We start from the raw sequence: 25,365 nt of genomic DNA, 5'->3' as shown, positions 1-25,365 counted from the left end.
ATAATTTAAACTCCAAAGAATCTTTTATATACCTAATTTTCTTAGGAGTTTAAATTAACTTTAACTTTCTTCTTTCTCTTCCTTTGGCAACTCTTTCTTATAATCACATTCTGAGTTAGCACATTGAATATAATTTCCGCTTTTCTTAGAATACTTCTTTACCATATACGTATTGCACTTTGGACATTTCTCTTCAACAGGTTCATTCCAACTAACAAACTTGCATTCTGGATATCCTGAACATCCGAAAAATTTCTTTCCTCTTTTACTCTTCTTGGCAACAATTTTTTTCCCGCACTCAGGACATGCTACATCTAGCTCTTCCACTAAAGGTTTTGCATTCTTGCACTCTGGATATCCAGGACATGCTAAGAAATTGCCATACCTACCTCTTTTAATAACCATCATTCTACCGCATTTATCACAAGGAACATCACTTACCTTGTCCTCAATAACAACTTTAGCCACTTCTTTTTCAGCTTTATCTATGGCTACTTTTAGTGGTTGGAAGAAATCTGCAACAACTTTTCTCCAATCAGCACTTCCTTCTTCAACACTATCTAAATTTTTCTCCATTTCTGCTGTAAAATCCACATCAACAATTTGAGTAAAATATTCACTTAATATATTATTAACTATAAAACCTAATTCAGTTGGAAATAAATTTTTCTTTTCTCTATTCACATAATCCCTACTAAGTAAAGTAGAAATTGTAGGAACATAGGTACTTGGTCTTCCTATTCCTTTTTCCTCCATTAGTTTAACAAACGATGCTTCTGTAAATCTAGCAGGAGGTTGAGTGAAATGTTGAACGCCTTCTATAGACTGTGATTCTAAAACTTCACCTTCCTCTAATTTAGGTAACACTACCGCATCCTCTTCTTCTTTTATAGTATAGTCATACAGTTTCATAAATCCATCAAATTCCACTGTAGATCCACTAGCTTTAAATTTATAATCCCCATTCATTATATCAATGGAATTTGTATTTAAAACACATGTTGCCATTTGACTAGCCATAAATCTCTTCCATATTAGAGAGTAAAGCTTAAACTGTTCAGGTGTTAAACTAACTTTAGCTACTTCTGGTGTTATCTCTACATATGTAGGTCTTATCGCTTCATGTGCATCTTGTATATTCTTCTTTCCTTTATAAACTCTTGCTTTCTCTGGTAGATATTCTTTTCCATATGTTTTTTCAATAAACTCTAAAGCACTTCCTTGAGCTTCATCTGAGATTCTTACAGAATCCGTTCTCATATAAGTTATTAGTCCTACTGTACCATGTCCTTTGACTTCTACTCCTTCATATAATCCCTGAGCTATCGACATAGTTCTTTTAGTCATAAAGTTTAGTTTTCTACTAGCATCCTGTTGAAGAGTACTTGTTGTAAAAGGAGGCAATGGATTTTTGTTCTTTTTGCCCTTCTTTATTGCCTTAACTTCAAAACTGCCACTTTTTATTTCGTCAATTATTTTATTTGCTAATTCTTCATCATCTATTTCAATTTTTTTATTGTTTCTAGAAACTAACTTCACTGAAAACTTTTTTCTGTCTTTTTTTAAAACACAGTCAACTGACCAATATTCCTTTGGTATAAATTCTTTTATCTCATTTTCTCTATCACAAATAATTTTTAATGCTGCAGATTGAACTCTTCCTGCACTTAATCCCCATTTTACATTTCTCCAAAGTATAGGGCTAATCTCATATCCAACTAATCTATCTAATATTCTTCTTGCTTGTTGAGCATCTACTAAATCGAAATCAATCTTTCTAGCACCTTTAAGCGATCCCTTAACAGCTGTTTTGGTAATTTCATTAAATACAATTCTACATTCGGAATCTTCTGATATTTTTAATATGTTAGCTAAATGCCATGAAATAGCCTCACCTTCACGGTCAGGGTCAGTTGCAAGGTAAACTTTATCTGCTTTCTTAGCTGATTTTCTAAGTTTATCTATAAGTTCCCCTTTTCCTCTAATTGTAATATACTTTGGATTAAAGTTATCCTCTATATCAACGCCTAACTTACTCTTAGGTAAATCCCTAACATGACCCATTGATGCTTCCACTATATAATTTTTTCCTAAATATTTTGCGATAGTTTTTGCCTTTGCAGGTGATTCAACTATAACTAAATTTTGACCCATACAAAAAACTCCATTTATTCTATGGAGTCTTCACCCCCTTATAACTCATATAATTCTAGCATAATAATTGCCAGGCAAACTAATTATTTCATTTTTAATTTGCATATCAAATAATACATTAAATAATGCTTCTCTGTCAATAACAGACCTATTTACTATTTCATCAATATGTATAGGTTCCTCAGAAATTAATGATAATATTTTTTTCTTCACTGGAGAATCTATTGCTTTACTTTCTTTAGATCTTAGATCTAATAATGTATGTAAATCTTCCATTGAACAAAAAATTTGTGCGCCATCTCTTATAAGTTTATTGCATCCACTACTTCCTTTAAAAAATATGGATCCCGGCACAGCCATCACATTTCTTCCTTGCTCTATTGCATATCCAGCAGTAATAAGAGAACCACTTCTATCAGAAGCTTCTACTACTATTACCAATTCACTTAGTGCGCTAATTATCCTATTTCTTCTCGGAAAATTATAACTTAGTGGCTTGGTTCCAGGTATAAATTCTGACAAAATTAGCCCATCATTAGCTACTTCTTTAAAAAGAAATCTATTTTGAGCAGGATAAACCACATCTATTCCTGAACCAAGAACAACTATAGTTTTTCCTTTTTCATTTAACACAGTCCTATGTGCAACTGAGTCAACACCTTTAGCTCCTCCACTTATGATTGTGATATTATAGCTATTTAATTCTTTTGTCAATAGCTTTGTTACCTCAATTCCATATGAAGTACAAGCCCTAGACCCCACAATTGCTACGATTCTGTTTTTTAAGATCTCTTTATTTCCCTTATAAAACAATCCATAAGGTGCATATTTTATAGTCTTTAACCCTTCAGGATAATCCTCATCATCTCTTGTTATTAAGCCGACCTCATTTTCTATAGTCCATTTATAAATTTCTTCTGCCTTCTCTAAGAATAATTCTTTCTTATAAGTTTTTATTTTATTCATAATAATATTATTTTCATTTATTATATCCAAAAAATTATCGTAAATTATCTTAGGATCTTTATATTTATTTAATAAGTTCAACTTTATTTCTTCATTTATGTTTAACATTAATAACCATATCTTAAATTTCACAAACTGTCTACCCCTTTCATACAACTTCACCATTATAATTCTTTCTAAATCCTATAGCTTCGATTACATTTGACTCATTAATATCATCTAATCCATCTATATCTGCAATAGTTCTAGCAAGCTTTACTACTTTGCCCAAGGCCCTTAATGACGGTTTGCTACTATTAAAATATTGTTCTAATATTTTTTTTGATTTTTTACTTAACCTACAAATCTCATATATATCTTTACCTCTTATCTCAGAATTATAATTGTATCCACTTCCATTAAGTCTTTCAAATTGCTTTTCTCTTGCACATACAACCCTGTTTTTCATTCTTTTAGAATCACAACTATTATTAGCTCTTCTTAAATCCTCATAATTAATTTGAGGGACATATATATAGATATCTATTCTATCTCTTAACGCCTTAGATAATCTATTTATATATCTATTTCTTTGAAATTCTGTACAACTACAATTATTATCTCCCAAAGACTCTAAACTCCAATTACCGCAAGGACACAAATTAAATGCTCCAACAAATAAGAACTTTGACGGAAGAACTGTATTTCCATGAAGCCTATTAATATGGATTATCCCTTCTTCTATAGGTTCTCTTAACCCTTCTAAAACTGATCTTTTAAACTCTAGCAATTCATCTAAAAACAAAACCCCCTTATGTGCAAGGGTTACCTCACCAGCTCTTAGCACATTTCCGCCACCTATTATAGAACAGGTTGTAGCTGTATGGTGAGGAGTTCTAAAAGGTCTATCAACCCTGCTACCTTCTTCTAGCAATCCAGATATACTATATATTTTTGCAATTTCCAATTCTTCTGACTTGGATAAGTCAGGAAGTATTGAAGGAAGTGCTTTAGCTAGCATACTTTTCCCAACTCCTGTGCTGCCATACAGTATTACATTATGATTACCAGCAGCAGCAATTTCCATACCACGTTTTGCATTTTCTTGTCCTATTATATTTGAATAATCAAAAATTTCTGCGTTCCTTTTAAATTCAAAGTCGTCCATTTCAAACGGAAGAACATCTTCGTAATTTATAAACGAAACCACTTCCTGTAAACTGTTAAACGGATAATATGAACCTTTATCATATATGCATTCATTTACATTATCATAAGGAAACACAAACTTATTAAATTTCTTTTCAATCCCTTCTAATATTATAGGGAGAGTTCCTTTTACTCTTTTAATATCTCCCATTAGAGAAAGTTCACCAAAGAAAATATATTCATTAAAATCTATTTCTCTCATTTGTCTTGTTTCCATAAGTATTCCTAAAGCTATAGGCAAATCTAACAATGATCCAATTTTCCTAACATCTGCTGGTGCCAGATTTATTGTTATCCTACCTAGTGGAAATTCAAAGCCACTATTTATTATTGCAGATCTAACTCTTTCCTTTGCCTCTTTTACCGATGCATCTGGTAATCCTACTATTGAAAAATTGGGAATACCACGTGTAATATCAACTTCTACTTCAATCACTATTCCTTTTAGCTCTGAACATGTTGCACTATAAATTTTTATTGCCATATTTATCACCCCTCTAGATTATTACCATAGACATGATAGTTAAACCTAATATATGAAGATTATTTTTTTATAGAAATGGATATCATCTTAATATATTTTTATTGGAGGTATACATGTTTAAAGATAACAAACATATAGGAAATTATGGAGAAGACTTAGCTACAAAATTTCTCCAAAGCAAAAATCATCTAATATTAGAGAGAAATTTTCGAACTGCAAGAGGTGAAATTGATATTATATCAAAAATTGAGGATATCCTAATATTTACTGAAGTAAAAACAAGATATAATAAAAATTATGGATTTCCCTCAGAATCAATTAATTATTTTAAGGTTAGCACAATAAAATTCATTGCTTCCTATTTTATTCAAAAGAAGAAACTCTATAATCTTAACATTAGATTTGATGTTATAGAAATATACTTAAATTATTATGATGAAAACTATAGAGTAAATCATATTGAAAATGCATTTTAATAATTAGAACTTCTATTTAAAATGTTCAATTTTTATTATCTAGTTCTCCAAAAAAACAAAAGTGCCTCAAAACAACTTTTAGTTATTTTAAAACACTTAAATCATATTTAAAGTATCTTTGTTAAAAAACTCTTTCTATGTATCTCACAAGGACCAAACTTCTTTAATCCTTCTACATGTTTAATCGTCCCATAACCTGCATTATCTTCAAAATTATAGTATGGATATTTTTCAGCATATTTCTTCATAAGATTATCTCTATACACCTTTGCTACTATAGATGCAGCAGCAATACACGCACTCTTTGTATCCCCTTTTATTACATACTTATTTTCTATATTAATACTTTTCACCAAATATCCATCAGATAAAACTAAATCAGGTTTTATATTCAAATTATTACATGCATCTAAAAAGACCTTATTATTGGAATATGCTATTCCTTTATTATCTATCTCAGTATGCGATGAAATAGCTATCTCATAAGCTAGCGCCTTTTCCCTTATTATACTTGCAAGTTCTTCTCTTTTCTTTTCCGAAAGTTTCTTGGAATCATTTATGCCTAAAATTAGCTCTTCATCTAATACATCTTCGTCTAAAATTACTGCACAAGCAACTATGGGACCTGCCAAGGGACCTCTACCAACTTCATCTACTCCAGCTATGTATTTATAATCACCAAATGACCTATCAAATTCATACATAGATCTTACTCTTAAGATCTCTTTTTCTATCTTTTCTTTACTTTTTTCAAGTCTAATTCCCAAAGATGAAACATTTTTTCTACTGTCACTCTTTAAATTTTCTATTAATCTGAAGAAATTATCTTCCTTCATTTCTTCATATATATCAATTTCATCAATATATGTCTTTACCTCTTTATAACTTAATGAACTTATTTCCATGTTAAAAGGTTTCATAATTTTCTCCTTTACTTAGGGTCTCTCCAAAGTTATATTTCCTATTTTTCCACCTCTAAATTCATCTAATAGAATAACAGCTATTCTATTATAATCAATCTCTCTTCCTTTCATTATGCACCCTCTTTTAATAGCTATAGCATCAAGTGTTTCTAACGGATTATCAAAAACTTCCTCTATCTTATACCTTTCTATTAGCTTTTCAGGATAGAAAGTTTGCAATCTTTCCACTAATTTATAAGCTAATTCTTCTATATCCATAACTTCATCTTTAATAGCTCCAGTAAACGCTAAATTCAGAGCAGTTTCCTCATCTTCAAATTTAGGCCATAATACTCCTGGAGTATCTAACAATTCTATCCCTATTGAAGTTTTTATCCATTGTTTATTTTTAGTTACTCCTGGTCTATCTCCTGTTTTTGCTATTGTATTCCTAGCCATTTTATTAATAAATGTTGACTTACCGCAATTTGGAATACCTACAACCATTACCCTAGTTGTAATATTAACCAAGCCTTTAGCCTTAAGTCTATCATGCTTTTCCTTTAAAAGTTCTAACAATGCTGGTCTTATTGCATTTGTTCCTATACCTTTTAAACAATTCACTTCTAAAACCCTTATATTATCACTAGATAAAGCACTTATCCAATTATTGGTTACTTTTCTTTCTGTTAAGTCACATTTATTTAATAATATTATCCTAGGTTTACTTCCAACTAATTTATCTATATCAGGGTTTGCAGAACTCTTTGGAATCCTTGCATCCCTTATTTCAATAACAGCATCCACTAATTTTAAGTTTTCTTTGATCTCTCTTTGAGTCTTTTTCATATGTCCTGGAAACCAATTTATAGCCATACATTTACCTCCTAAATTTAAGTAAGAAAAAAGAGGACTTTACAGTCCCCCTTCCCAAAAGAAAAATTATCTTAATAATTCTTTAACTTTAGCAGCCTTACCTACTCTATCTCTTAAGTAGAATAATTTAGCTCTTCTTACTTTACCTCTTCTAGTAACTTCAATCTTTTCGATGATTGGAGCATTGATTGGGAAAGTTCTTTCAACACCTGTACCATAAGCAACTCTTCTTACAGTAAAAGTTTCTCTTAAACCACCATTTTGCTTCTTAATAACAGTTCCTTCAAAAGCTTGAACTCTCTCTCTGTTACCTTCTTTAATTTTTACGTGAACTTTAATAGTATCACCAACATTAAAGCTTGGTAAATCAGTTCTGATTTGTTCTTGTTCTATTTGTCTTAATATTTCGTTCATTGTGCATTCCTCCTTTAGATAATTTTGACGTTCATGCAGAAGCCTTGTTCCACAGAGGAGCGCCCGTACTAGCACAAATTATATTGTATCATAGCAAAATTCTTTAAGCAAGATTTTTTTATATTTTATCATTATTTAATATTTTTACATCTTCCTTGCTTAATTCAACCTTTTTGTAAAGATCTATTCTTCTTTTTTTAGTAATTAAAAGAGACTGCTTTCTTCTCCACTTTCTTATATTCTCATGATGACCAGATAATAGTACTTCTGGAACCTTATCTCCTTCATATACTTCTGGTCTTGTATATTGTGGGTACTCTAAAAGCCCATCTGAATAAGATTCTTCAATAAAGCTTTCTTCCCTTCCCAAAACCCCAGGAACTAGTCTTAAGATAGAATCAATTACAGGTATTGCTGCCATTTCACCGCCAGTTAGTACAAAATCCCCTAAAGATATCTCCATATCAATATGCTTATACACTCTTTCATCTATTCCTTCATAATGACCACATACAAATATTAGTTCTTTTTCTCTAGAAAGTTTTTTTGCCATGTCTTGAGAAAAAGTCTTTCCTCTAGGTCCTAAAAATATTACCTTGCCTTTATTCTTTTCCTTACAGACTTTAATTGAATCTACTAAAGGTTGCGCAGCCATAACCATTCCTGCACCACCACCGTAAGGATAGTCATCTACTTTCTTATGTTTACTAAGAGTATGATCTCTAATATTAACATACTCCATTTCAACCAATCCTTTTTCCTTTGCTCTTCCAATAATTGAACTATCAAATACAGAAAACATTTCTGGGAAAAGTGTTAGCACACTAATCTTCATCTTGCCATTCTCCTACAGGACTAATGAGTATTTTTTTCTCTTCCACATCCACATCTAGTACTATATCCGGAAGAACTGGTATTAGTAATTGTTTTGGTTCTTTAATCCAATAAACATCATTATTCTTAGTTTCTATTACATCAAAAACTTTTCCTAAATCTTTACCTTCAGTATCATATACTGTACAGCCTATTATATCCACCACATAAAATGTATTTTCTTCGAGCTCTGGTTCTTCATCCCTAGGTACACTTAAAAATTTTGTTTTATATTCTTCGGCTGTATTCATATCATTAATTCCTTCAAGCTTTAAAATAACTCTGTCCTTTTGGAATTTAACACCTAATATTTCTAACCACTTATCATCTACTAATACCTTTTTATATCTTTTAAAATTTTCTGGATTATCAGTAAGGCACATAACCTTAACTTCACCCTTTATTCCGTGAGTATTTACTATCTGCCCAACTTGAAAAAATTCGTTATTCATATATTTTCACCTCTTCTTATAGGTAAATGTATGCATATTTTCTAAATATAATAAGCTAAACATAATTAACTTATTATTTCTTTCGTATGCCTAAAAAGAGTTAGGCTACACCTAACTCTTAATTTTAGATTATTTCTACTACTACTTTTTTTTCTTCCTTTATTGCTGCAGCCTTTACTACAGTTCGAATAGCTTTAGCTATTCTACCTTGTTTTCCTATAACTTTTCCCACATCTTCTTTATTAACCTTAAGTTCAAGTATGATAGATTCTTCTTGAACCACTTCATTAACCTGAACATCTTCTGGTTTATCAACAAGGGATTTAGCTATTATCTCAACTAATTCTTTCATATAGTGCCTGTAAACAAATTCTGCTTACAGCGTTCACCTCCAAAAATTACTTGTTAAGGCCTGCTTGGTCGAAAAGTCTCTTAACTACATCTGTAGGTTGAGCACCCTTTTTTAACCATTCAGTAGCTTTTTCTTCATTAACTTTAACTTCTATTGGTTTAACAACTGGGTTGTAGTATCCAATTTCTTCGATAAATCTTCCATCCCTTGGACTTCTTGAATCAGCAACTACTATTCTATAGAAAGGAGCTTTCTTAGCACCCATTCTTCTAAGTCTTATCTTTACTGCCATGTTTATTTCACCTCCTTCAAAGGTTATCTATATATTTAACTCATGAAAGGCATCTTGCCAAATAATCCTTTTTTCGACTTCTTGGTCAGCGACTTCATTTGTTTCATACTTTTCTTCATAGTTTCATAGCCTTTAATAAGTTTATTAACTTCTTGTATTGTTGTACCTGCACCTAATGCAATTCTCTTCTTTCTTGAAGAAGATCCTATTACAAGTGATGGATTTCTTCTTTCTTTTAATGTCATAGAATAAATTATAGCTTCCGTCTTAGCCATTTGTTTTTCGCTCTTTTCAGCATCAATTTGCCCAAGAGCACTAGAATCAACACCTGGAACCATCTCTAAAAGTTTATTTATTGGGCCAAGCTTTTTCATTTGAGTCATAGCTGAAAGGAAATCCTCAAAATTCAGTTCAGCGCCCATCATCTTTTTAGCTAAGTCTCCAGCTTCTTTTTCATCAATAGCTTCCTGAGCCTTTTCTATTAAAGACAATACGTCTCCCATACCCAAAATTCTTGAAGCCATTCTATCTGGGTAGAAAACTTCAAAATCATTCATTTTTTCGCCGACACCAACAAACTTTATTGGTTTTTCAGTAATACTCCTTATAGATAAAGCAGCACCACCTCTTGTGTCTCCATCAAGCTTTGTCAAGATAACACCTGAAACATCAAGTTCTTTATTGAAGCTTTCTGCAACATTTACAGCATCTTGACCAGTCATTGAATCTACAACTAACAAAATTTCATTTGGATTAATGTTTTCCTTCACATCTTTGAGCTCTTGCATAAGTTCTTCATCTATGTGAAGTCTACCAGCTGTATCTATTATAATAACATTATTGCCATCTTCTCTACCTTGTTTAATAGCCGCTTTAGCTATGTCCACTGGTGATATTTTATCTCCCATAGTAAATACAGGAACATCGATCTGTTTACCAACAACCTGCAATTGCTTTATAGCTGCTGGTCTATATATATCACATGCTACAAGCAAAGGTTTTTTATTGTTCTTTCTAAGTTCCAATGCAAGTTTACCACACATAGTAGTTTTACCTGCACCTTGAAGTCCAACAAGCATAATTACTGTAGGCCCCATGCTAGAATAATTAATTTTACTCTCACTTCCACCCATAAGGTTTGTAAGCTCATCATTAACTATTTTAACTACCTGTTGACCTGGTGTTAAGCTTTGTAAAACTTCTTCTCCAACACATTTGCTACTAACATTTGAAACAAAGTTTTTAACAACTTTGTAGTTTACATCAGCCTCTAATAATGCTAGTTTTACTTCCCTCATAGCTTCTTTAATATCTTTTTCGTTAAGCTTCCCTTTACCTCTTAATTTTTTAAGAGTTCCTTGAAGCTTTTCTCCTAATCCTTCAAAAGCCATACTAAACCTCCTAATTTACTATAAATCCTCTAGTTCACTTTTTAACGTCTCATATTCTTTATCATTTATAGAATATTTAACTTTTAAATTATCTAAGAAATCTATAATTCTATTTTCTCGATTCATACTCTTTTGAAGTAAGTTAAGTTTATTCTCATAAGATAAAAGTAACTTGTAACATCTTTTTATTAAATCATGGATAGCTTGACGACTTGTGTTATTCAGTTCAGCTATTTCAGCTAAGGATAAATCCTCATTATAATATAACTCCATAATGTTACGTTGTTTTTCAGTTAATAGTGGACTATAAAAGTCCATAAGTAATGAAATTTCGACCCTATCTTCCATTCTTAATCACCTTACCCACAAAAGAGATAATAACAAATTTTCAAACTGGTGTCAAGTATTTTTACTTAACACCTTTAATTATTTAAAATAGCGCTTCTGCAAAACTTTCTGCATCAAATTCTTGCAAATCATCTACACCTTCACCTACACCTATATATCTTACAGGGATATTCAAAGTTTGTTTTATAGATATAACTACCCCACCCTTAGCAGTACCATCTAACTTTGTCAAAATAATACCGTCTATAGGACAAGCCTCCATAAACTGTTTTGCCTGTATTACTGCATTTTGACCTGTTGTTCCGTCTAAAACTAACAAAGTTTCTTTATTTTCTTCTCCATATTCCCTATCAATTATTCTGTTTATCTTCGATAACTCATTCATAAGATTTTTCTTATTATGAAGTCTACCTGCTGTATCGCAAATAAGTAAATCTACATTTCTAGCTTTTGCTGCTTGAATACCATCAAATACAACTGCAGCTGGATCTGAACCTTCACCATGTTTAACTATATCCACCCCAGCCCTTTGACTCCATATATCTAATTGATCAATAGCTGCTGCTCTAAAAGTGTCTGCTGCCGCCAACAAAACCTTCTTCCCTTCCTTTTTATTTTTTGAAGCCAATTTTCCTATTGAAGTAGTTTTACCCACACCATTAACTCCAATCACCAAAAGAACTTTCTTTTGAGCACCACTATCTTTGACATCATTTCCCTCAAGAAGCATCTCTTTGATAACTGTCTTTAAAGCAGGCAAAACTTCTTCTGTATCATTAATTTTTTCTTTTCTTATCTTAGTTTTTAGTCTACCTATAATTTCTAAGGTAGTATCCATACCTATATCAGATGTTATAAGTATCTCTTCTAATTCTTCATACAAATCATCATCTATCGTAACTGCAAGTTTAAGAGCCTCATTAATTTTATCTGTTAGTCCATCTCTTGTTTTTGCTAACCCAGATTTTAATTTATCAAACAAATTTCCAAACATAACTTTCCTCCTAATTTTTACTTAAATCAACTGAAACTACTTTAGAAACCCCTTTTTCTTCCATGGTAACACCATACATAACATCACTAGCTTCCATAGTCCCTTTTCTATGGGTAATAACTATAAACTGAGTTCCATGTGAAAATTCCTTTAGAAATTCTGCATATCTATAAACATTTGCATCATCTAGTGCGGCTTCTATCTCATCTAATATACAGAAAGGTGTTGGCTTCATCTTCAAAATAGCAAATAATAATGCAATAGCCGATAATACCTTTTCTCCTCCTGACATAAGATTTATATTTTGAAGTTTTTTTCCTGGTGGTTCAACATTAATATCTATATTAGCAGTAAGTTCATCACCTTCTGATAATATAAGTTCAGCACTTCCACCTTTAAATAACTCCTTAAAAGTAATATCAAAGTTTCTATTAAGAATCTTAAAGTTTTCTTTAAACATTACCTTCATACTAGATGTCATTTCATCAATAACTTCTAAAAGTTCTTTCTTAGCCATTTCTAAGTCCTTTTCTTGAGAAGACATAAATTCGTATTTTTCTTTTATTTCTTCATACTCTTCAATAGCTGCTAAATTTACTATTCCAAGTGCTGTTACTTTTCGCTTTAAGCTTGAAATATGGTCTTTTAAACTATTAACATCAAAAACCTCTTTAGCTATTTCTAAAGCTTCTGCAAAAGTAAGATTAAGTTCCTCGTTTAATTTTGTATAAAGATTATCCTTTTCCATCTCACTTTTTGCTTTTTGAACTTCTTTCTTATTAAGTTCTCCTTCTTCCTTATTTATTATATCTAAGGATTCATTAATTAAACTATCCTTTTTTCTAAAGTCTTCCTTAAGCTTTTCTTTTCGGAACTCTTCCTCTTTAAACAACTCTTCTAAATGCTTAATTCGCTCTTCAATAAGTCTAATATCTTCTGCCTTTGAAGAAACTCTTCCGCCCAATTCACTAATGCGTTGTTCATTATTTGTATTTTCCTCTTCCATCTTTTTAATTCTCAAATTATTCTCATTTACTTCAAAATCAACTCTTGAAATTTCATTTGTTTTATTTAATATAACTTCATCTAATGAAGCTTTGTTTACCTTTAATTCAGTCAACTTCTCGCGAGCTTCATTCACCTTGTCTCTTGAATTTAACAAAGTTGTATCTAATTCTAAAATTTTATCTTTATTTGAAGATTTTTGCCCTTCTAAATTATTTAACTCATTTTCCTTTTCACTCAATGAGATTTTTAATTTTTCAATATCGTCTTCATTTCTTTTTATCTCTCCATTAGAAACCTGGATACTATGAGTTAGTTTCTCTATTTCATTTTTTAAAACACCTATTTCACTTTCATTTTTAGCAACTTCAACATTTTTAAAATGAACTTCATCTCTACAATTTAAAATTTCTTCATCTAACTCTTTAAGATTTAGTTTTAAAGTTTCAAACACATCTAATTCCTTAGATAATTCAGCTTTCTTTATTTCTAATTCTTCACCTAAAGTTTCAATTTCTCTCTTTCTTCCTAATATATTAGCATTTTTTGTATGAATACTACCTCCAGTTAAAGCTCCTCCTGGTGCTATTATTTCTCCACTTAAAGTCACTATTCTATAGCTGTTATTCCCACGTTTTGATATAGCTAAAGCAGCATCCATATCAGTGCATACTATGGTTCTTCCCAAAAGATTGTTAATAGCTTTTTCATACTTTTTATCATATTCAACAATCTCAGAAGCAATTCCAACAAAACCATTCATGCTCTTTATTGAATTGTCTAACTGTAGTATGTTTCCCCTAATATTATTTAAAGGTAAAAATGTAGCTCTACCTAAATTATTTTTCTTTAAATAGTTAATAAGATCTTTAGCTACTTTATCATTATCTGTTATAACATTTGAAATCCCAGCACCCAACGCTATTTCAATAGCTGTTTCATACTCTTTTTTAACATTAAACACTTCTCCAACTACCTTTGTGCCATTTGCCTCTGGAATATAACCTTTATCAATTCTCTCCATTAATATTTTTACAGATCTGTTATAACCTTCGTAATGCTTTTCTAAGTTAGTCAAAATATTTTTATTTGCTTCTATCTCATTTATTGCTTTATTTAAATTCCTGATCTCACTCTCTTTTTTTGTAATCTTCCCACTTAAACTAGCTATTTCTTTCTTTTTGTCTATAATAGAAGTTTCTATAGTTCTTACTTCAGACTTGCTTTTTTCAAGCTTTTCTTTAAGACTTTCTAATGTAGCTACATTAATTTTAATATTTCCTTCTGTAGATACAAGAGCCGCCTCAGCAATTTCAATTTTTTCTTTCTTTAAAGTTAAATCATTTTTAATTAGAACTATAGAATTACTAATTTCAGAATGTCCCTTTAACAGTTCAAGTTCATCATCCTTTAACCTTTTTATTTGATTCTCTATTTCTGAAATTTTATCTATTGACTCGACATTATTATTTTCAACTTTAATAATTTCTTCTTCTTTAACTTTTTGCTCTTCTAACTTTTGGTATAATTCCATTTCTGCATTATGCTTGTCTTCAAAAAGTTTAAGAATCTTGTTCTTAACCTCTTCTATTGTTATACAATTTTTTTCAATTATACTTTCTAGATTCTTAATTCTCTCTTTATATATTTCTATATCATTAGAAATCTGTGATATTTCTTCTTTCTTTCCATAATACTCAGCCTTTTCTTCAGATGTTTTCTTTTCTAAATTCTCTATAGATTCTTCTAAAATCCTTAGCTTTTCTTTTTCTTCAACTAATGCTTCTTTCTTTCTACTTAGGCTATTTTGGCCTTTAGTAACATCTTCTATACAACCATTCAAAATTTCTTCAATTTGTTTTATGTTATGAACTAATATAGAAACTTCCTTCTCTTTAAGCTCATCTGATATTTCTTTATATTTCAAAGCTTTTTCTCTTTCAACTCTTAACGGCTCTATTCTCTCTTCATAAGTAGAAATAATATCCCTTATTCTAACTAAATTGTCATCTGTATTTGATAACTTCTTTTCAGCTTCTTCTTTTCTAGATTTATATTTAACTATACCCGCAGCTTCTTCAAGTAAGGCCCTTCTTTCTTCCGGCTTTCCACTTAAAATAGCTTCAATTTTACCTTGTCCAATTAAAGAATAACCTTCTTTTCCTATACCAGTATCCATAAACAACTGAGTTATATCTTTCAATCTACACTTTGTTCCATTTATTAAGTATTCAGTCTCCCCTGATCTAAATATTCTTCTAGAAACTGTTACTTCATTATAATCGGTTGAAAGGGTACCATCTTCATTATCTAAAGTCAGTGAAACTTGTGCTAATCCTACAGGCTTTCTAAACTGAGTCCCTGCAAAAATAACATCTTCCATCTTACCTCCTCTAAGAGTTTTTACACTTTGTTCTCCTAAAACCCATCTTACGGAGTCAGATATATTGCTTTTACCACTGCCATTAGGCCCTACAACCGCTGTTACACCCTTTTTAAATTTTAACTCTGTTTTATCTGCAAAGGATTTAAACCCTCTTATCTCAAGAGATTTCAAAAACAATCTATTCACTCCTTATTATCTAAATATAGTTGGAAGCAATCCAGCAATAAAAATAATAACTAATAATATTGTAAGAACATACATAATTTTTTGTCTTGTTTGTCTCTTCACACTAACCACTCCTATTCTTCTAGTCTAAGTTTATAGTAAAAACATAATAATTTCAATATTATCTATTCTCTCAATAAAAAAGGACTGCTTCAAATAAAAGATTTATTTGAAGCAGCCAAATTTAAAGTTAGCAATCTTTTTCTATTATTATATCTCCTCTAAGGATATCATCACTCGTCACTACCTTTAGCTTGTAACCTTCATCAACTAGTTTATTAAAATAAAACTTTCTATTTGTATAAAGTTTACTTAAATCTCTTTTGTTTATTTTAATTATACCTTTATAACTTTCTTTTAATTCATCTCTAACTTTATCTGCTAATATGCTACCTTCAACTAACTCTCTAAAAGCTGGGTGGAAAGGACCCGCAACTACATCTTTTCCTTCTGATATATCATCGGTTGGTTGAAGCCCTATTCTTATAACATTTATATGCGAATCATTATAAAGCTTATACAAAACCTTACATATCTCCACAGCTTCTTCCAATGAGTAAGGGATATATTCGCCTCTATTGTACATAATTTCCATCGGAGTATCTTTTATAACTAAAGAAGGGTATATTCTGCATATATCTGGTTTCATTTCAATAGATTTTTCAACTGATATTATATCCTTCTCAAAACTATCATTAGGAAGTCCAGGCATAATTTGATGTCCAAGTACTATTCCATACTTTTTTATTAGTTTAGATGCCTTTTCTACTTCAGCTGCAGTATGACCTCTTCCTGCTGCAATTAATACAGAATCATCTAAAGATTGAACTCCTAACTCTATAATATCAACATCATATTCTTTTAGATATGATAATATATAGTCATCTATATAATCTGGTCTAGTTGACATTCTTATTTTATCTATTAATCCCTTATCTTTATATTCTTTAGCAACCTTTAGCAATTCTCTTTGTTTTTCTTCTTTAATACCTGTAAAAGTACCTCCAAAAAATGATATTTCAACTGTTGAATTTTCTCTATTAATTGTCTTTAGATACTCATTTACTATATTATACACTGTATCAGCTGTTACTTTATCTTTTACCCCTGTTATTCTATCTTGATTACAAAAAACGCAATCATGAGGACAACCTTCATGAGGAACAAAGATAGGAATAATATAATAATTCTTACTCATCAATTACCTCCAAACTTACAAGTGCCTTTTTGGCTGCATTTTGTTCTGCTTCCTTTTTACTTAGTCCAGAACCTCTTCCCATCTCTTTATTACCTACTAATACATTAACAAAAAATCTTCTGTTATGTGGTGGTCCTTCATATTTCTCCAATTCATAGTTTATATCAACTTCTCCATTCACTTGGAGATGCTCTTGAAGTTTTGTTTTAAAATCTAAGATTATCTTATTCTTAATAGCTTTATTTATTAAATCCTTAAATTCTCTTAAAATAAATTTGCTAGCTTCTTCAATCCCTTTATCTAGATAAATAGCAGCTATAACAGCTTCAACAGCATCTGCTTGAATTGATGTTCTCTCTCTACCTCCTGTTAATTCTTCCCCTCTGCTCATCCTAATAAAATTGCCTAACTTCAGTTTTTGAGCTACTATGTAAAGTGAGTTTTCACATACAATTAAACTTCTAAGTTTCGTTAACTCACCTTCTGCCTTACTTTTATAGTTAGTAAATAAATATTCAGTTATACATAATTGCAAAACGGAATCGCCTAAAAATTCAAGTCTTTCATTATATGAACCATCTTTAAATTGTTTTGCATATGAACTATGTGTTAACGCAATCTTAATTAACTTATCATTATTAAACTTAACCCCTATAGTTTCCTCTACCACAGTTAAATTAAAATTATTCATTTAATACTCTCCTCTAAAAGTTTATTCTTCAATTTTTAGAGTTTTCTAATAAATTCAAGAATAAACTAAATAAAATTAAAATCCCGCGAAAGTTGCGGGATTACATTATTCCTCGTGATGTGCTTTTACATAATTAACAACGTCTCCAACTGTTTTAAAGCCTTCAACATCTTCATCCGGAATCTCTAAATCTAATTCATCTTCTAACGCCATTATAAGTTCTACAATATCTAATGAATCTGCATTTAAATCATCTATAAATGATGAATCTAAAGTAATATCTTGAGCATCAACGCTTAATTTATCAGCTATAATTTCTTGTATTTTTTCAAACATCGTATTCACCTCCAAAGTCCTTTCATTTAGATAATAGTATATATAAATATATTCGTCAATACGACTTTTAAAAAAAAGAGATTTTTAATTTTTTTCACCAATCTCAGCTTGAATTTTTTTCAAGATCTTTTTTTCGCTAAATATCTTTGTTTGTTTAATAGCATTCTTAAAAGCTTTTCCATCAGAGCTTCCATGTGCTTTTATACATATACCATTAACACCTAAAAAAGGAGCTCCTCCAACCTCTTCGTAATCAAATTTAACCATCAACTTCTTAAACACAGGTTTTAAAAGGGCTGCTCCTATCTTGGAAATTAGCGGCGCAGAATAAATTTCATCTTTTATTATTCCTAATAAACTTAAAGCAGAACCTTCATACATCTTTAAAACAGTGTTACCAACAAAACCATCCGCTACCAAAATATTAACCTCTCCTTTAGGAATATCTCTTGGTTCAACATTACCAATAAAATTCAAATTTTCTTCCTTTAGAAGTTTATATGTATTCTTTGTTAAGTCATTTCCCTTTTCTTCTTCAGCACCTATATTTATCAATCCAACTGTAGCGCTTTTATTATTAAACATAGCTTCATAGTATATTTTCCCCATATGTGCAAATTGGACAAGATAAGATGGTTTACAATCTACATTAGCTCCTGCATCTACTACCATAAAGTTTCCTTTTCTACCAGGCATTATTGGTGCTAAAGCTGCTCTTTCAACCCCTTTAATCCTTCCAACAATAAGGGTACACCCTGCTAAGAAAGCTCCTGTACTCCCTGCCGAAATAATAGCCTCGCATTCCCCAGATTTGACCAAATCCAAAGCCTTTACAATACTAGAGTCCTTCTTCTTTCTAAGTGCCATTACAGGATGTTCATTAGGTGAAATAACTTCTGTAGCATCAATTACTGTTATCTTTTCTTTAGGATAATTAAATTTTGAAAGCTCTGCTTCAATTTTATCTTTTGGACCAGTAATGTAAATTTCTATATCACTATTTTCCTCTATAGCTTGAACCACTCCATCTACTACGGCTTGTGGTGCATTATCTCCGCCCATTCCGTCAATAGCTATCTTCATAATTTTCTCTCCTTTTTCTATATATAAAAGAAAAGAAAGTCATAAGACTTTCTTTATTCTTCAGTAACTACTACTTCTTTACCCTTATAGTAACCACAATTTTTACATACTCTATGAGCAAGTTTCATTTCATGGCATTGAGGACACTCAATTATACCAGGAATGCTCGCTTTGAATGTTTGAGCTCTTCTTGAATCTCTTTTAGCTTTATATGTCTTTCTTGCTGGATTTCCCATGCTTACACCTCCTTATTATTTAGCAATGCTCTTAAGCCTTCTAGCCTAGGATCATAATCATCGCTACTGCAGTTGCAAGTTTCCTTATTTAAATTAATACCGCAACTTTGACAAAGTCCTTTGCAATCTTTCCTGCAAAGTCTTTTTATAGGCAAGGTTGAAATAATTGAACTTTCAACAATTTCAGTGATGTCTAAAACATCATCATCTACAAAAGTTATTTCTTCTTCTTCACGAAGATTTATATCAGTTGTAAACCTTTCTTCTATATCAATATCTACTGGATAGATAAAGGCCTCTAAGCATCTAGAACAAATTAGTTCTAACTGAACATTAATATGAGCTTTTATAACTACTATTTCATTATCTGAGATAGCAACTCCATCTACTTCTATCTCTGAAATAGGTCTAATCTTGTCTCCTTCAAAATAAAAAGGTTCAAGGCTAAACTTATAGGAAATACTCTTTCTTCTTTCTCTTTTAGATATTAAATCTGAAAATTGTATCTTCATAAAAACTGCTCATTAAAGAGCATTTTCACTCCTTAGCTAAAATATTTACTGAATAAACACAATTCATTATATAAAGCCACAGGAAAAAAGTCAAGGACTTATTTTAACAAATCTACTGTTTCTTTAGCTATCATTAACTCCTCATTAGTTGGAATTACATAAACTTTTACCTTTGAATCATCTGTTGTAATAAGAGCTGTTTCACCCATTACGTTGTTTCTTTCACTATCTAACTTAATACCCAAATATTCAAGATCTTCTAAAATGTCTCTTCTTGTTTCAAAAGAATTTTCTCCAACGCCTGCAGTAAATACTATAACATCTACTCCACCCATTGCAGCTGAATATGCACCTATCTTAGTTTTTATGCTATATGTGTACATATCTATTGCAAGTTGAGCTCTCTTATCTCCTTTTTTATATGCAGCTTCTTTTATATCTCTCATATCTGAACTCATTTCTGTAATACCAAGAAGTCCAGATTTCTTATTTAAAATTTCATTAACTTCATCTATAGAATAGCCAAGTTCCTTAACTAAATATATTACTATCGCAGGGTCTATGCTTCCTGTTCTAGTTCCCATAATTACACCGTCAAGTGGAGTGAATCCCATTGTTGTATCAATAGACTTTCCACCTTTAACTGCAGCAATACTAGCTCCAGCCCCTATATGGCAAGTAATTATCTTTAGATCTTCAACATCTCTACCCATAACTTCTGCAACTTTTCTAGAAACATATTTATGGCTTGTACCATGGAATCCATATTTTCTTATTGAATGTTTTTCATATAATTCATATGGAAGAGCATATAAAAATGCTTTTTCTGGCATTGTTCCATGGAAAGCAGTATCAAACACTACAGCCATAGGTACATTTGGCATTAAAGATTTACATGCTTCTATCCCTATTATATTTGGTCTATTATGTAGAGGAGCTAGCTTAACACACTCCTCTAGATAACTCATAACCTCATCATTTACTAGTACAGATTCTGAATATTTTTCTCCTCCATGAACAACTCTGTGTCCAACTGCTGATATTTCATCCATATTCTTAATAACACCATGCTCATCATGAATTAAAGCATTTACCACATGTTTGATTGCATCCTTATGATCATTCATTGGCTCTTCTATTATATACTTGCCCTTACCACTTACTTTTTGAGTTAAAATCGATCCAGCAATTCCTATTCTTTCAACTAACCCTTGAGCCAGTAATTCTTCATTTGTCATATCAATAAGTTGATACTTAAGTGAAGAGCTTCCACAGTTAATAACTAAAACTTTCATTAGTAAATCCCCCTTATATACATCTATATCTATATCTATATCTAATATTATTTTACGCTTTGTGCTTGAACTGCTGTAATAGCTACTACTTTAACTATATCTTCATAGCTACAGCCTCTTGATAAATCGTTGATAGGTTTAGCAAACCCTTGACATATTGGTCCAATTGCTTCTGCATTCGCAAATCTTTGAACTAACTTATACCCAATATTTCCAGCTTGTAAATCTGGGAAAACTAAAACATTTGCTTTTCCAGCCACTTTACTATTAGGAGCTTTTTGATCTGCAACTTTTTTAACTATAGCAGCATCTAATTGCAATTCACCATCTATCAATAAGTCTGGTCTTAATTCTTTAGCTTTTTCTGTGGCATTTCTAACTTTAGTTACTAAATCACCATCAGCACTTCCCATTGTTGAGAATGATAACATTGCAACCTTTGGATCTATTTTACATAAATTTTTAGCAGTTTCTGCTGTTGCAATAGCAATTGCAGCTAATTGATCTTCATTTGGATTTGGATTAACCGCGCAATCAGAGAATAATAGCATTCCTTCTTCTCCATAGTTTGATCCTGGTACCATCATTATAAAAAAGCTTGATACTACTGATACACCTGGTGCAGTTTTAATTATTTGCAAACCTGGTCTTAAAAGATCTCCAGTTGTGTGTATAGCACCTGATACCATTCCATCAGCATCATCAAGTTTTACCATCATTGTTCCAAAATATAATGGGTCTCTAACTATTTTTTCTGCTTTTTCTATAGTCATCCCCTTATTTTTTCTTAATTCATAAAAGCTTTCAATATACGCTTGAAGTCTATCAGACTTTTCTGGATTCACTATTTCTACTCCAGTTAAGTCTACCCCTAACTCATTTGCTTTATCTAATATTTCTTTATCATCACCTACTAACACTGGATATGCAAAGCCTTGTGCTTGTATATGTTGTGCAGCTGTTATTGTTCTTTCTTCATTTCCTTCTGGAAGTACGATTCTCTTTTTATCTGATTTTGCTACTTCCAAAATTTTGTTCATAAGTTCCATAGTTTTTCTCCTTTCAAAACTCCTTATTAATATATACTATACTCCTAAGACAATAATAATTTCAACATAAAATTCTCGAAAATCCCCTATTTTGCTAAAGTCTTTAGATTTTTAATTGTCTTAATTATCAGATAACGTTTATTTATTCACAATCAATTTCTTTAATATTTAATATGTTATAATTACTATAAGTTTATCCTAAAAAAGGAGGATTTTTTATGAATATCACAGGAATAATTACTGAATATAATCCTTTTCATTTAGGGCACTTACATCATCTAAAAAGTGCCAAAAATGATACTGGCTGTGATGGAGTTATATGCATAATGAGCGGAAACTTTATGCAAAGAGGTATTCCAGCCATAACCGATAAATGGAGCAGAGCTGAAATGGCTGTAAAAAATGGCGTCGATCTTGTTATTGAGCTACCATTAGTTTATTCAATTTCCTCAGCCGAAGCTTTTGCTGAAGGTGCTATTAAAATTCTTAATAAAACAGGTGTTATTAGAAATGTATATTTCGGAAGTGAGCACGGTAGAATTGAAGACTTAGAACTTATTGCCCATACTTTACTAAGAGAACCAGAAGCTTTCAAACTCAAATTAAAAGAAGAATTAAAAAAAGGACTCCCTTTTCACACAGCAAGAAGTCTAGCTTTAAATATTTTTTTGCCAAGTGTACCTTGTTCCGAAATTCTATCAAACTCTAATAATATATTAGCTATAGAATATATTAAAGCCCTAAAAAAAATTGATAGCACTATTGTTCCTAAAACTTTAAAGAGAATTGGTTCTAACTATAATGATACTGAAATAAATAGCAACTATCCTTCTGCAACATCAATACGAGCATGTTTACATGAATCAAAAGATTTATCAAAACTTAAAACTTTATTGCCAGAAGCAAGTTACTCTATACTAGATAAACTTGTTAAAAAAAATTACAAGTTTGTAGAAGGAAATGATATTTTCTCTTTTTTAAAGTATAAAATCCTCACTGAAGGTGAAAAGATTAACAAAGTTTTCGGCGTAAAAGAAGGACTTGAAAATAAAATTTTAAAAGAAATTTCTAATGCAAAAAATCTAAATGAACTAATTTTAAAAATAAAAAGTAAAAGATATACATATACAAGAATTAATAGAATATTAATTTCATTTTTTATAGGGTTAGATAATTATAATTATGAAGATTTAATAAAAGAAAATACGAATTACATAAGACCATTAGCTTTTAACACTACTGGAAGTAAGATTTTGAAAGAAATCAAGAAAAAAAATCAGATTAGCATAATTACTAAGGTTCCAAAAAACATTAATGATACAAAATTAGAAATTGATTTGCTTGGTACAAAGGCTTTTTCTATACTTAACGATTCTATCTCACCATACGATGATTATTATAAAAGTCCAATATTTTTAAAGTAACTATAATATAATTAAGTCATAAGAAATATAAATACTATGAATGGGGTGATTTCATGATTAGCATTGTTTTCTTATGGCTTTTAATAATTATATTAATACCAATATTGTTTAAAATGATAAATCTTAAAAAAAACTATATTATATGCTTTTTTATAAGCATAATGATTGTTGTTTTCTTAATTAATCTAGAACAATCTATGAAATCAGCAATAGACGGCTGCAAGTTGTGGTTTAAATCTATATTACCAACTGTTCTTCCTTTCACTTTAATATGTAATTTGCTAATTTCCTATGATGGAATTGGTTTATACTCTAAATTTTTAGGCCCACTATTTTGCAAACCCTTAGGCTTATCTAAGAATTGCTCCTTTCCTATTACCGCAAGCATTTTATGCGGGTATCCTCTTGGCGCAAAATATTCTTCTGACATTTACAACTTGGGATATATAGACAGAGATGAATATACTAGATTACTAAATATCGCAACAAATTGTGGGCCGCTATTTATTATAGGTCCAATAGGAACAGCTATGCTTGGTAATATAAAACTTTCATATTTACTACTTATAGCTAATTATATTTCTCCTATTATTATAGGAATTCTTACTAAAAAACATAATATTTATAAAAAGACAAACATACCCATACCAAAATTTCACGCTGGTAAAAACTTTGGTGAGATTTTAAAAGAATCTTTAGATCAAGCAATTAATACCACAATATCAATTGGAGGATTTATAGTAATTTTCTCAATAATTATAGGAATAATAAAACATAGCGCTAATTTAGATATGTTTTTCAACAAAATAGAGTTACTAATGCATATTCCAGTTAATTCATTGTATTCTGTTATACTAGGCAGCATAGAAATAACAAATGGATGTAACTTAATCGCTACATCCAATCTTATTCTTCCTATTAAGTTAAGCACAATAAGCTTTTTATGCTCTTTTTCCGGATTATGTATAATAGCACAAGCTAGTTCATTTATTAGCAAAGATAAAATTTCCCTAATTAAGTATTCTCTAATAAAGTTATTGCAAGGAATAATAAGTTTTTTTATAACTTTAATAGTTTCCTATTTGTTTTTAGGAAGTGTTAACGCCTCTTCAATATTCACTTGTGATGAGGCAACAATCCCTACATTTATGTACTTTATTCCATTAATTACTTTATTGGCTATCACACTTACTTTAAAAGGAATAAAAAAACTATTTTTTCATATCTCTTAATTCCTTAATATTTTCCTTAATGGTAGAGCTAGTACCATTTAAATTTTTATCTATCTCCCCAGCAACTCCTTCAAAACTTGTTTGAAGAGATTTAATTAGCTCTGCCTTCTTTTCTACTATTTCTCTATCCAATTCAGTTAATATCTCATCACAATAATCTCTTGCTCCCAGCCTCATAGCCTTAGCTTCTCTCTTTGCTGCCGATACTATTTCTTGGGCTCTTACTTTAGCTTCCTTAACAACATCATGATTTTCAACATTCTGTCTCATCATCTCTATTGTTTCTTTTTTTACAGCTTCATATTCTTTTTTCGCTTCACCTATGATTCTGTCTTTCTCATTCATTACCCATTGAGCCTTTTTAAATTGGTCCGGTAGATAATTTATTATTTGATCAATAACATCTAAAATTTCTTTTCTATCCACCATAGTTTTTCCGCTTATTGGCACTTTCGGAGAATTTTCAATTAAATCTTGAAGATATTCAAGTAATTCAACAACATTTACATCCATAGATTTACTCATAACTCC

26 protein-coding genes are annotated in these 25,365 nt (G+C 30.7%); 3 read left to right on the top strand and 23 right to left on the bottom strand.

Translation table 11 applies throughout. The features are described 5' to 3' along the window. Positions 1–60 precede the first annotated feature (60 nt). The 3 genes from topA to H9661_RS03585 are packed head-to-tail and all read right to left on the bottom strand — an operon-like array spanning position 61 to position 4,792. The gene (topA, locus tag H9661_RS03595) at positions 61–2,154 is read right to left on the bottom strand and encodes a type I DNA topoisomerase (RefSeq protein ID WP_143314892.1); all 2,094 of its coding nucleotides are present in this window, start codon (positions 2,152–2,154) and stop codon (positions 61–63) included. Positions 2,155–2,199: 45 nt separating this feature from the next. After that, positions 2,200–3,252: a DNA-processing protein DprA gene (gene dprA, locus H9661_RS03590; RefSeq protein ID WP_143314891.1), complete on the bottom strand. Its 1,053-nt coding sequence runs from the start codon at positions 3,250–3,252 to the stop codon at positions 2,200–2,202. Positions 3,253–3,268: 16 nt separating this feature from the next. After that, positions 3,269–4,792 carry a YifB family Mg chelatase-like AAA ATPase gene (locus tag H9661_RS03585; RefSeq protein ID WP_143314890.1) on the bottom strand — a complete coding sequence of 508 codons (1,524 nt, stop codon included), beginning with the start codon at positions 4,790–4,792 and terminating at the stop codon, positions 3,269–3,271. Positions 4,793–4,905: 113 nt separating this feature from the next. On the opposite strand from H9661_RS03585, the gene H9661_RS03580 reads away from it, so the two are divergent. Continuing rightward, the gene (locus H9661_RS03580; protein ID WP_191767736.1) at positions 4,906–5,268 is read left to right on the top strand and encodes a YraN family protein; all 363 of its coding nucleotides are present in this window, start codon (positions 4,906–4,908) and stop codon (positions 5,266–5,268) included. Positions 5,269–5,375: 107 nt separating this feature from the next. Here the strand turns inward: H9661_RS03580 and H9661_RS03575 are convergent, their stop codons facing one another. The 19 genes from H9661_RS03575 to pta form a co-directional block, all read right to left on the bottom strand. After that, positions 5,376–6,188 (bottom strand): ribonuclease HII, encoded by an 813-nt coding sequence (locus tag H9661_RS03575; protein WP_191767735.1) that lies wholly within the window; start codon positions 6,186–6,188, stop codon positions 5,376–5,378. A 15-nt stretch (positions 6,189–6,203) separates the two neighbouring features. Beyond that, positions 6,204–7,046 (bottom strand): ribosome biogenesis GTPase YlqF, encoded by an 843-nt coding sequence (gene ylqF / locus H9661_RS03570; protein WP_143314887.1) that lies wholly within the window; start codon positions 7,044–7,046, stop codon positions 6,204–6,206. A 66-nt stretch (positions 7,047–7,112) separates the two neighbouring features. After that, positions 7,113–7,460, bottom strand: a complete 348-nt coding sequence (gene rplS / locus H9661_RS03565; RefSeq protein WP_143314886.1) for a 50S ribosomal protein L19 — start codon at positions 7,458–7,460, stop codon at positions 7,113–7,115. 118 nt (positions 7,461–7,578) lie between these two features. Next, entirely contained in the window at positions 7,579–8,295 is a 717-nt protein-coding gene (trmD, locus tag H9661_RS03560; RefSeq protein ID WP_191767734.1) for a tRNA (guanosine(37)-N1)-methyltransferase TrmD, read from the bottom strand. Then, positions 8,285–8,785, bottom strand: coding sequence for a ribosome maturation factor RimM (gene rimM, locus H9661_RS03555; RefSeq protein ID WP_143314884.1), 501 nt, complete (start codon positions 8,783–8,785; stop codon positions 8,285–8,287). The genes trmD and rimM overlap by 11 nt, the downstream gene beginning before the upstream one ends. Positions 8,786–8,909: 124 nt before the next feature. Next, positions 8,910–9,137 carry a KH domain-containing protein gene (locus H9661_RS03550; RefSeq protein ID WP_143314883.1) on the bottom strand — a complete coding sequence of 76 codons (228 nt, stop codon included), beginning with the start codon at positions 9,135–9,137 and terminating at the stop codon, positions 8,910–8,912. A gap of 46 nt (positions 9,138–9,183) precedes the next feature. After that, positions 9,184–9,429, bottom strand: a complete 246-nt coding sequence (gene rpsP / locus H9661_RS03545; RefSeq protein ID WP_143314882.1) for a 30S ribosomal protein S16 — start codon at positions 9,427–9,429, stop codon at positions 9,184–9,186. A 35-nt stretch (positions 9,430–9,464) separates the two neighbouring features. Beyond that, entirely contained in the window at positions 9,465–10,820 is a 1,356-nt protein-coding gene (gene ffh, locus H9661_RS03540) for a signal recognition particle protein (protein WP_143314881.1), read from the bottom strand. A gap of 18 nt (positions 10,821–10,838) precedes the next feature. Then, the gene (locus H9661_RS03535) at positions 10,839–11,168 is read right to left on the bottom strand and encodes a putative DNA-binding protein (protein WP_143314880.1); all 330 of its coding nucleotides are present in this window, start codon (positions 11,166–11,168) and stop codon (positions 10,839–10,841) included. Positions 11,169–11,250: 82 nt separating this feature from the next. Next, positions 11,251–12,162 carry a signal recognition particle-docking protein FtsY gene (gene ftsY / locus H9661_RS03530; protein WP_191767733.1) on the bottom strand — a complete coding sequence of 304 codons (912 nt, stop codon included), beginning with the start codon at positions 12,160–12,162 and terminating at the stop codon, positions 11,251–11,253. 10 nt (positions 12,163–12,172) lie between these two features. After that, complete coding sequence (smc, locus tag H9661_RS03525; protein ID WP_191767732.1) at positions 12,173–15,730, bottom strand: chromosome segregation protein SMC; 3,558 nt, start codon at positions 15,728–15,730, stop codon at positions 12,173–12,175. Positions 15,731–15,968: 238 nt separating this feature from the next. Then, the gene (locus tag H9661_RS03520; protein WP_191767731.1) at positions 15,969–16,976 is read right to left on the bottom strand and encodes an elongator complex protein 3; all 1,008 of its coding nucleotides are present in this window, start codon (positions 16,974–16,976) and stop codon (positions 15,969–15,971) included. Further along, positions 16,969–17,667, bottom strand: a complete 699-nt coding sequence (gene rnc / locus H9661_RS03515; protein ID WP_191767730.1) for a ribonuclease III — start codon at positions 17,665–17,667, stop codon at positions 16,969–16,971. The genes H9661_RS03520 and rnc overlap by 8 nt, the downstream gene beginning before the upstream one ends. A 105-nt stretch (positions 17,668–17,772) precedes the next feature. Further along, complete coding sequence (gene acpP, locus H9661_RS03510; protein WP_143314875.1) at positions 17,773–18,003, bottom strand: acyl carrier protein; 231 nt, start codon at positions 18,001–18,003, stop codon at positions 17,773–17,775. 84 nt (positions 18,004–18,087) lie between these two features. Next, positions 18,088–19,086, bottom strand: coding sequence for a phosphate acyltransferase PlsX (gene plsX, locus H9661_RS03505; RefSeq protein WP_143314874.1), 999 nt, complete (start codon positions 19,084–19,086; stop codon positions 18,088–18,090). Positions 19,087–19,139: 53 nt separating this feature from the next. Beyond that, entirely contained in the window at positions 19,140–19,322 is a 183-nt protein-coding gene (gene rpmF, locus H9661_RS03500) for a 50S ribosomal protein L32 (protein WP_143314873.1), read from the bottom strand. A gap of 2 nt (positions 19,323–19,324) precedes the next feature. Then, positions 19,325–19,834, bottom strand: a complete 510-nt coding sequence (locus H9661_RS03495; RefSeq protein WP_143314872.1) for a YceD family protein — start codon at positions 19,832–19,834, stop codon at positions 19,325–19,327. A 98-nt stretch (positions 19,835–19,932) separates the two neighbouring features. Beyond that, positions 19,933–21,129: an acetate/propionate family kinase gene (locus tag H9661_RS03490; RefSeq protein WP_143314871.1), complete on the bottom strand. Its 1,197-nt coding sequence runs from the start codon at positions 21,127–21,129 to the stop codon at positions 19,933–19,935. Between the two features lie 47 nt (positions 21,130–21,176). Beyond that, complete coding sequence (pta, locus tag H9661_RS03485; RefSeq protein ID WP_143314870.1) at positions 21,177–22,178, bottom strand: phosphate acetyltransferase; 1,002 nt, start codon at positions 22,176–22,178, stop codon at positions 21,177–21,179. A 218-nt stretch (positions 22,179–22,396) separates the two neighbouring features. Between pta and H9661_RS03480 the strand changes: the two genes are divergently transcribed. Both H9661_RS03480 and ylbJ read left to right on the top strand, forming a co-directional pair. After that, positions 22,397–23,602 (top strand): nucleotidyltransferase, encoded by a 1,206-nt coding sequence (locus H9661_RS03480; protein WP_143314869.1) that lies wholly within the window; start codon positions 22,397–22,399, stop codon positions 23,600–23,602. Between the two features lie 53 nt (positions 23,603–23,655). Beyond that, complete coding sequence (ylbJ, locus tag H9661_RS03475) at positions 23,656–24,834, top strand: sporulation integral membrane protein YlbJ (protein ID WP_143314868.1); 1,179 nt, start codon at positions 23,656–23,658, stop codon at positions 24,832–24,834. Here the strand turns inward: ylbJ and H9661_RS03470 are convergent. Next, a complete protein-coding gene (locus tag H9661_RS03470; RefSeq protein ID WP_143315101.1) occupies positions 24,814–25,359 on the bottom strand; it encodes an ATPase in 546 nt (181 codons plus the stop codon). The genes ylbJ and H9661_RS03470 overlap by 21 nt on opposite strands. Positions 25,360–25,365: the final 6 nt, after the last annotated feature.

This window comes from Clostridium cibarium (genome assembly GCF_014836335.1).
GTDB classification, from domain to species: domain Bacteria; phylum Bacillota; class Clostridia; order Clostridiales; family Clostridiaceae; genus Clostridium; species Clostridium cibarium.
The sequence above is the reverse complement of the archived record's forward strand: the minus strand, read 5'-3'. Positions and strand labels throughout refer to the sequence as shown.

Excerpts from the sequence above, each read along its gene's own strand:
- H9661_RS03585 (WP_143314890.1), bottom strand. The coding sequence starts at position 4,792 with ATGGCAATAAAAATTTATAGTGCAACATGTTCAGAGCTAAAAGGAATA.
- H9661_RS03470 (WP_143315101.1), bottom strand. The coding sequence starts at position 25,359 with ATGAGTAAATCTATGGATGTAAATGTTGTTGAATTACTTGAATATCTT.
- pta (WP_143314870.1), bottom strand. The coding sequence starts at position 22,178 with ATGGAACTTATGAACAAAATTTTGGAAGTAGCAAAATCAGATAAAAAG.
- rimM (WP_143314884.1), bottom strand. The coding sequence starts at position 8,785 with ATGAATAACGAATTTTTTCAAGTTGGGCAGATAGTAAATACTCACGGA.
- H9661_RS03490 (WP_143314871.1), bottom strand. The coding sequence starts at position 21,129 with ATGAAAGTTTTAGTTATTAACTGTGGAAGCTCTTCACTTAAGTATCAA.
- rplS (WP_143314886.1), bottom strand. The coding sequence starts at position 7,460 with ATGAACGAAATATTAAGACAAATAGAACAAGAACAAATCAGAACTGAT.
- H9661_RS03495 (WP_143314872.1), bottom strand. The coding sequence starts at position 19,834 with ATGAAGATACAATTTTCAGATTTAATATCTAAAAGAGAAAGAAGAAAG.
- rpmF (WP_143314873.1), bottom strand. The coding sequence starts at position 19,322 with ATGGGAAATCCAGCAAGAAAGACATATAAAGCTAAAAGAGATTCAAGA.
- H9661_RS03520 (WP_191767731.1), bottom strand. The coding sequence starts at position 16,976 with ATGAGTAAGAATTATTATATTATTCCTATCTTTGTTCCTCATGAAGGT.
- H9661_RS03575 (WP_191767735.1), bottom strand. The coding sequence starts at position 6,188 with ATGAAACCTTTTAACATGGAAATAAGTTCATTAAGTTATAAAGAGGTA.
- ylbJ (WP_143314868.1), top strand. The coding sequence starts at position 23,656 with ATGATTAGCATTGTTTTCTTATGGCTTTTAATAATTATATTAATACCA.
- plsX (WP_143314874.1), bottom strand. The coding sequence starts at position 19,086 with ATGAAGATAGCTATTGACGGAATGGGCGGAGATAATGCACCACAAGCC.
- ftsY (WP_191767733.1), bottom strand. The coding sequence starts at position 12,162 with ATGTTTGGAAATTTGTTTGATAAATTAAAATCTGGGTTAGCAAAAACA.
- acpP (WP_143314875.1), bottom strand. The coding sequence starts at position 18,003 with ATGTTTGAAAAAATACAAGAAATTATAGCTGATAAATTAAGCGTTGAT.
- ffh (WP_143314881.1), bottom strand. The coding sequence starts at position 10,820 with ATGGCTTTTGAAGGATTAGGAGAAAAGCTTCAAGGAACTCTTAAAAAA.
- rnc (WP_191767730.1), bottom strand. The coding sequence starts at position 17,667 with ATGAATAATTTTAATTTAACTGTGGTAGAGGAAACTATAGGGGTTAAG.
- H9661_RS03480 (WP_143314869.1), top strand. The coding sequence starts at position 22,397 with ATGAATATCACAGGAATAATTACTGAATATAATCCTTTTCATTTAGGG.
- ylqF (WP_143314887.1), bottom strand. The coding sequence starts at position 7,046 with ATGGCTATAAATTGGTTTCCAGGACATATGAAAAAGACTCAAAGAGAG.
- topA (WP_143314892.1), bottom strand. The coding sequence starts at position 2,154 with ATGGGTCAAAATTTAGTTATAGTTGAATCACCTGCAAAGGCAAAAACT.
- trmD (WP_191767734.1), bottom strand. The coding sequence starts at position 8,295 with ATGAAGATTAGTGTGCTAACACTTTTCCCAGAAATGTTTTCTGTATTT.
- H9661_RS03580 (WP_191767736.1), top strand. The coding sequence starts at position 4,906 with ATGTTTAAAGATAACAAACATATAGGAAATTATGGAGAAGACTTAGCT.
- rpsP (WP_143314882.1), bottom strand. The coding sequence starts at position 9,429 with ATGGCAGTAAAGATAAGACTTAGAAGAATGGGTGCTAAGAAAGCTCCT.
- H9661_RS03550 (WP_143314883.1), bottom strand. The coding sequence starts at position 9,137 with ATGAAAGAATTAGTTGAGATAATAGCTAAATCCCTTGTTGATAAACCA.
- H9661_RS03535 (WP_143314880.1), bottom strand. The coding sequence starts at position 11,168 with ATGGAAGATAGGGTCGAAATTTCATTACTTATGGACTTTTATAGTCCA.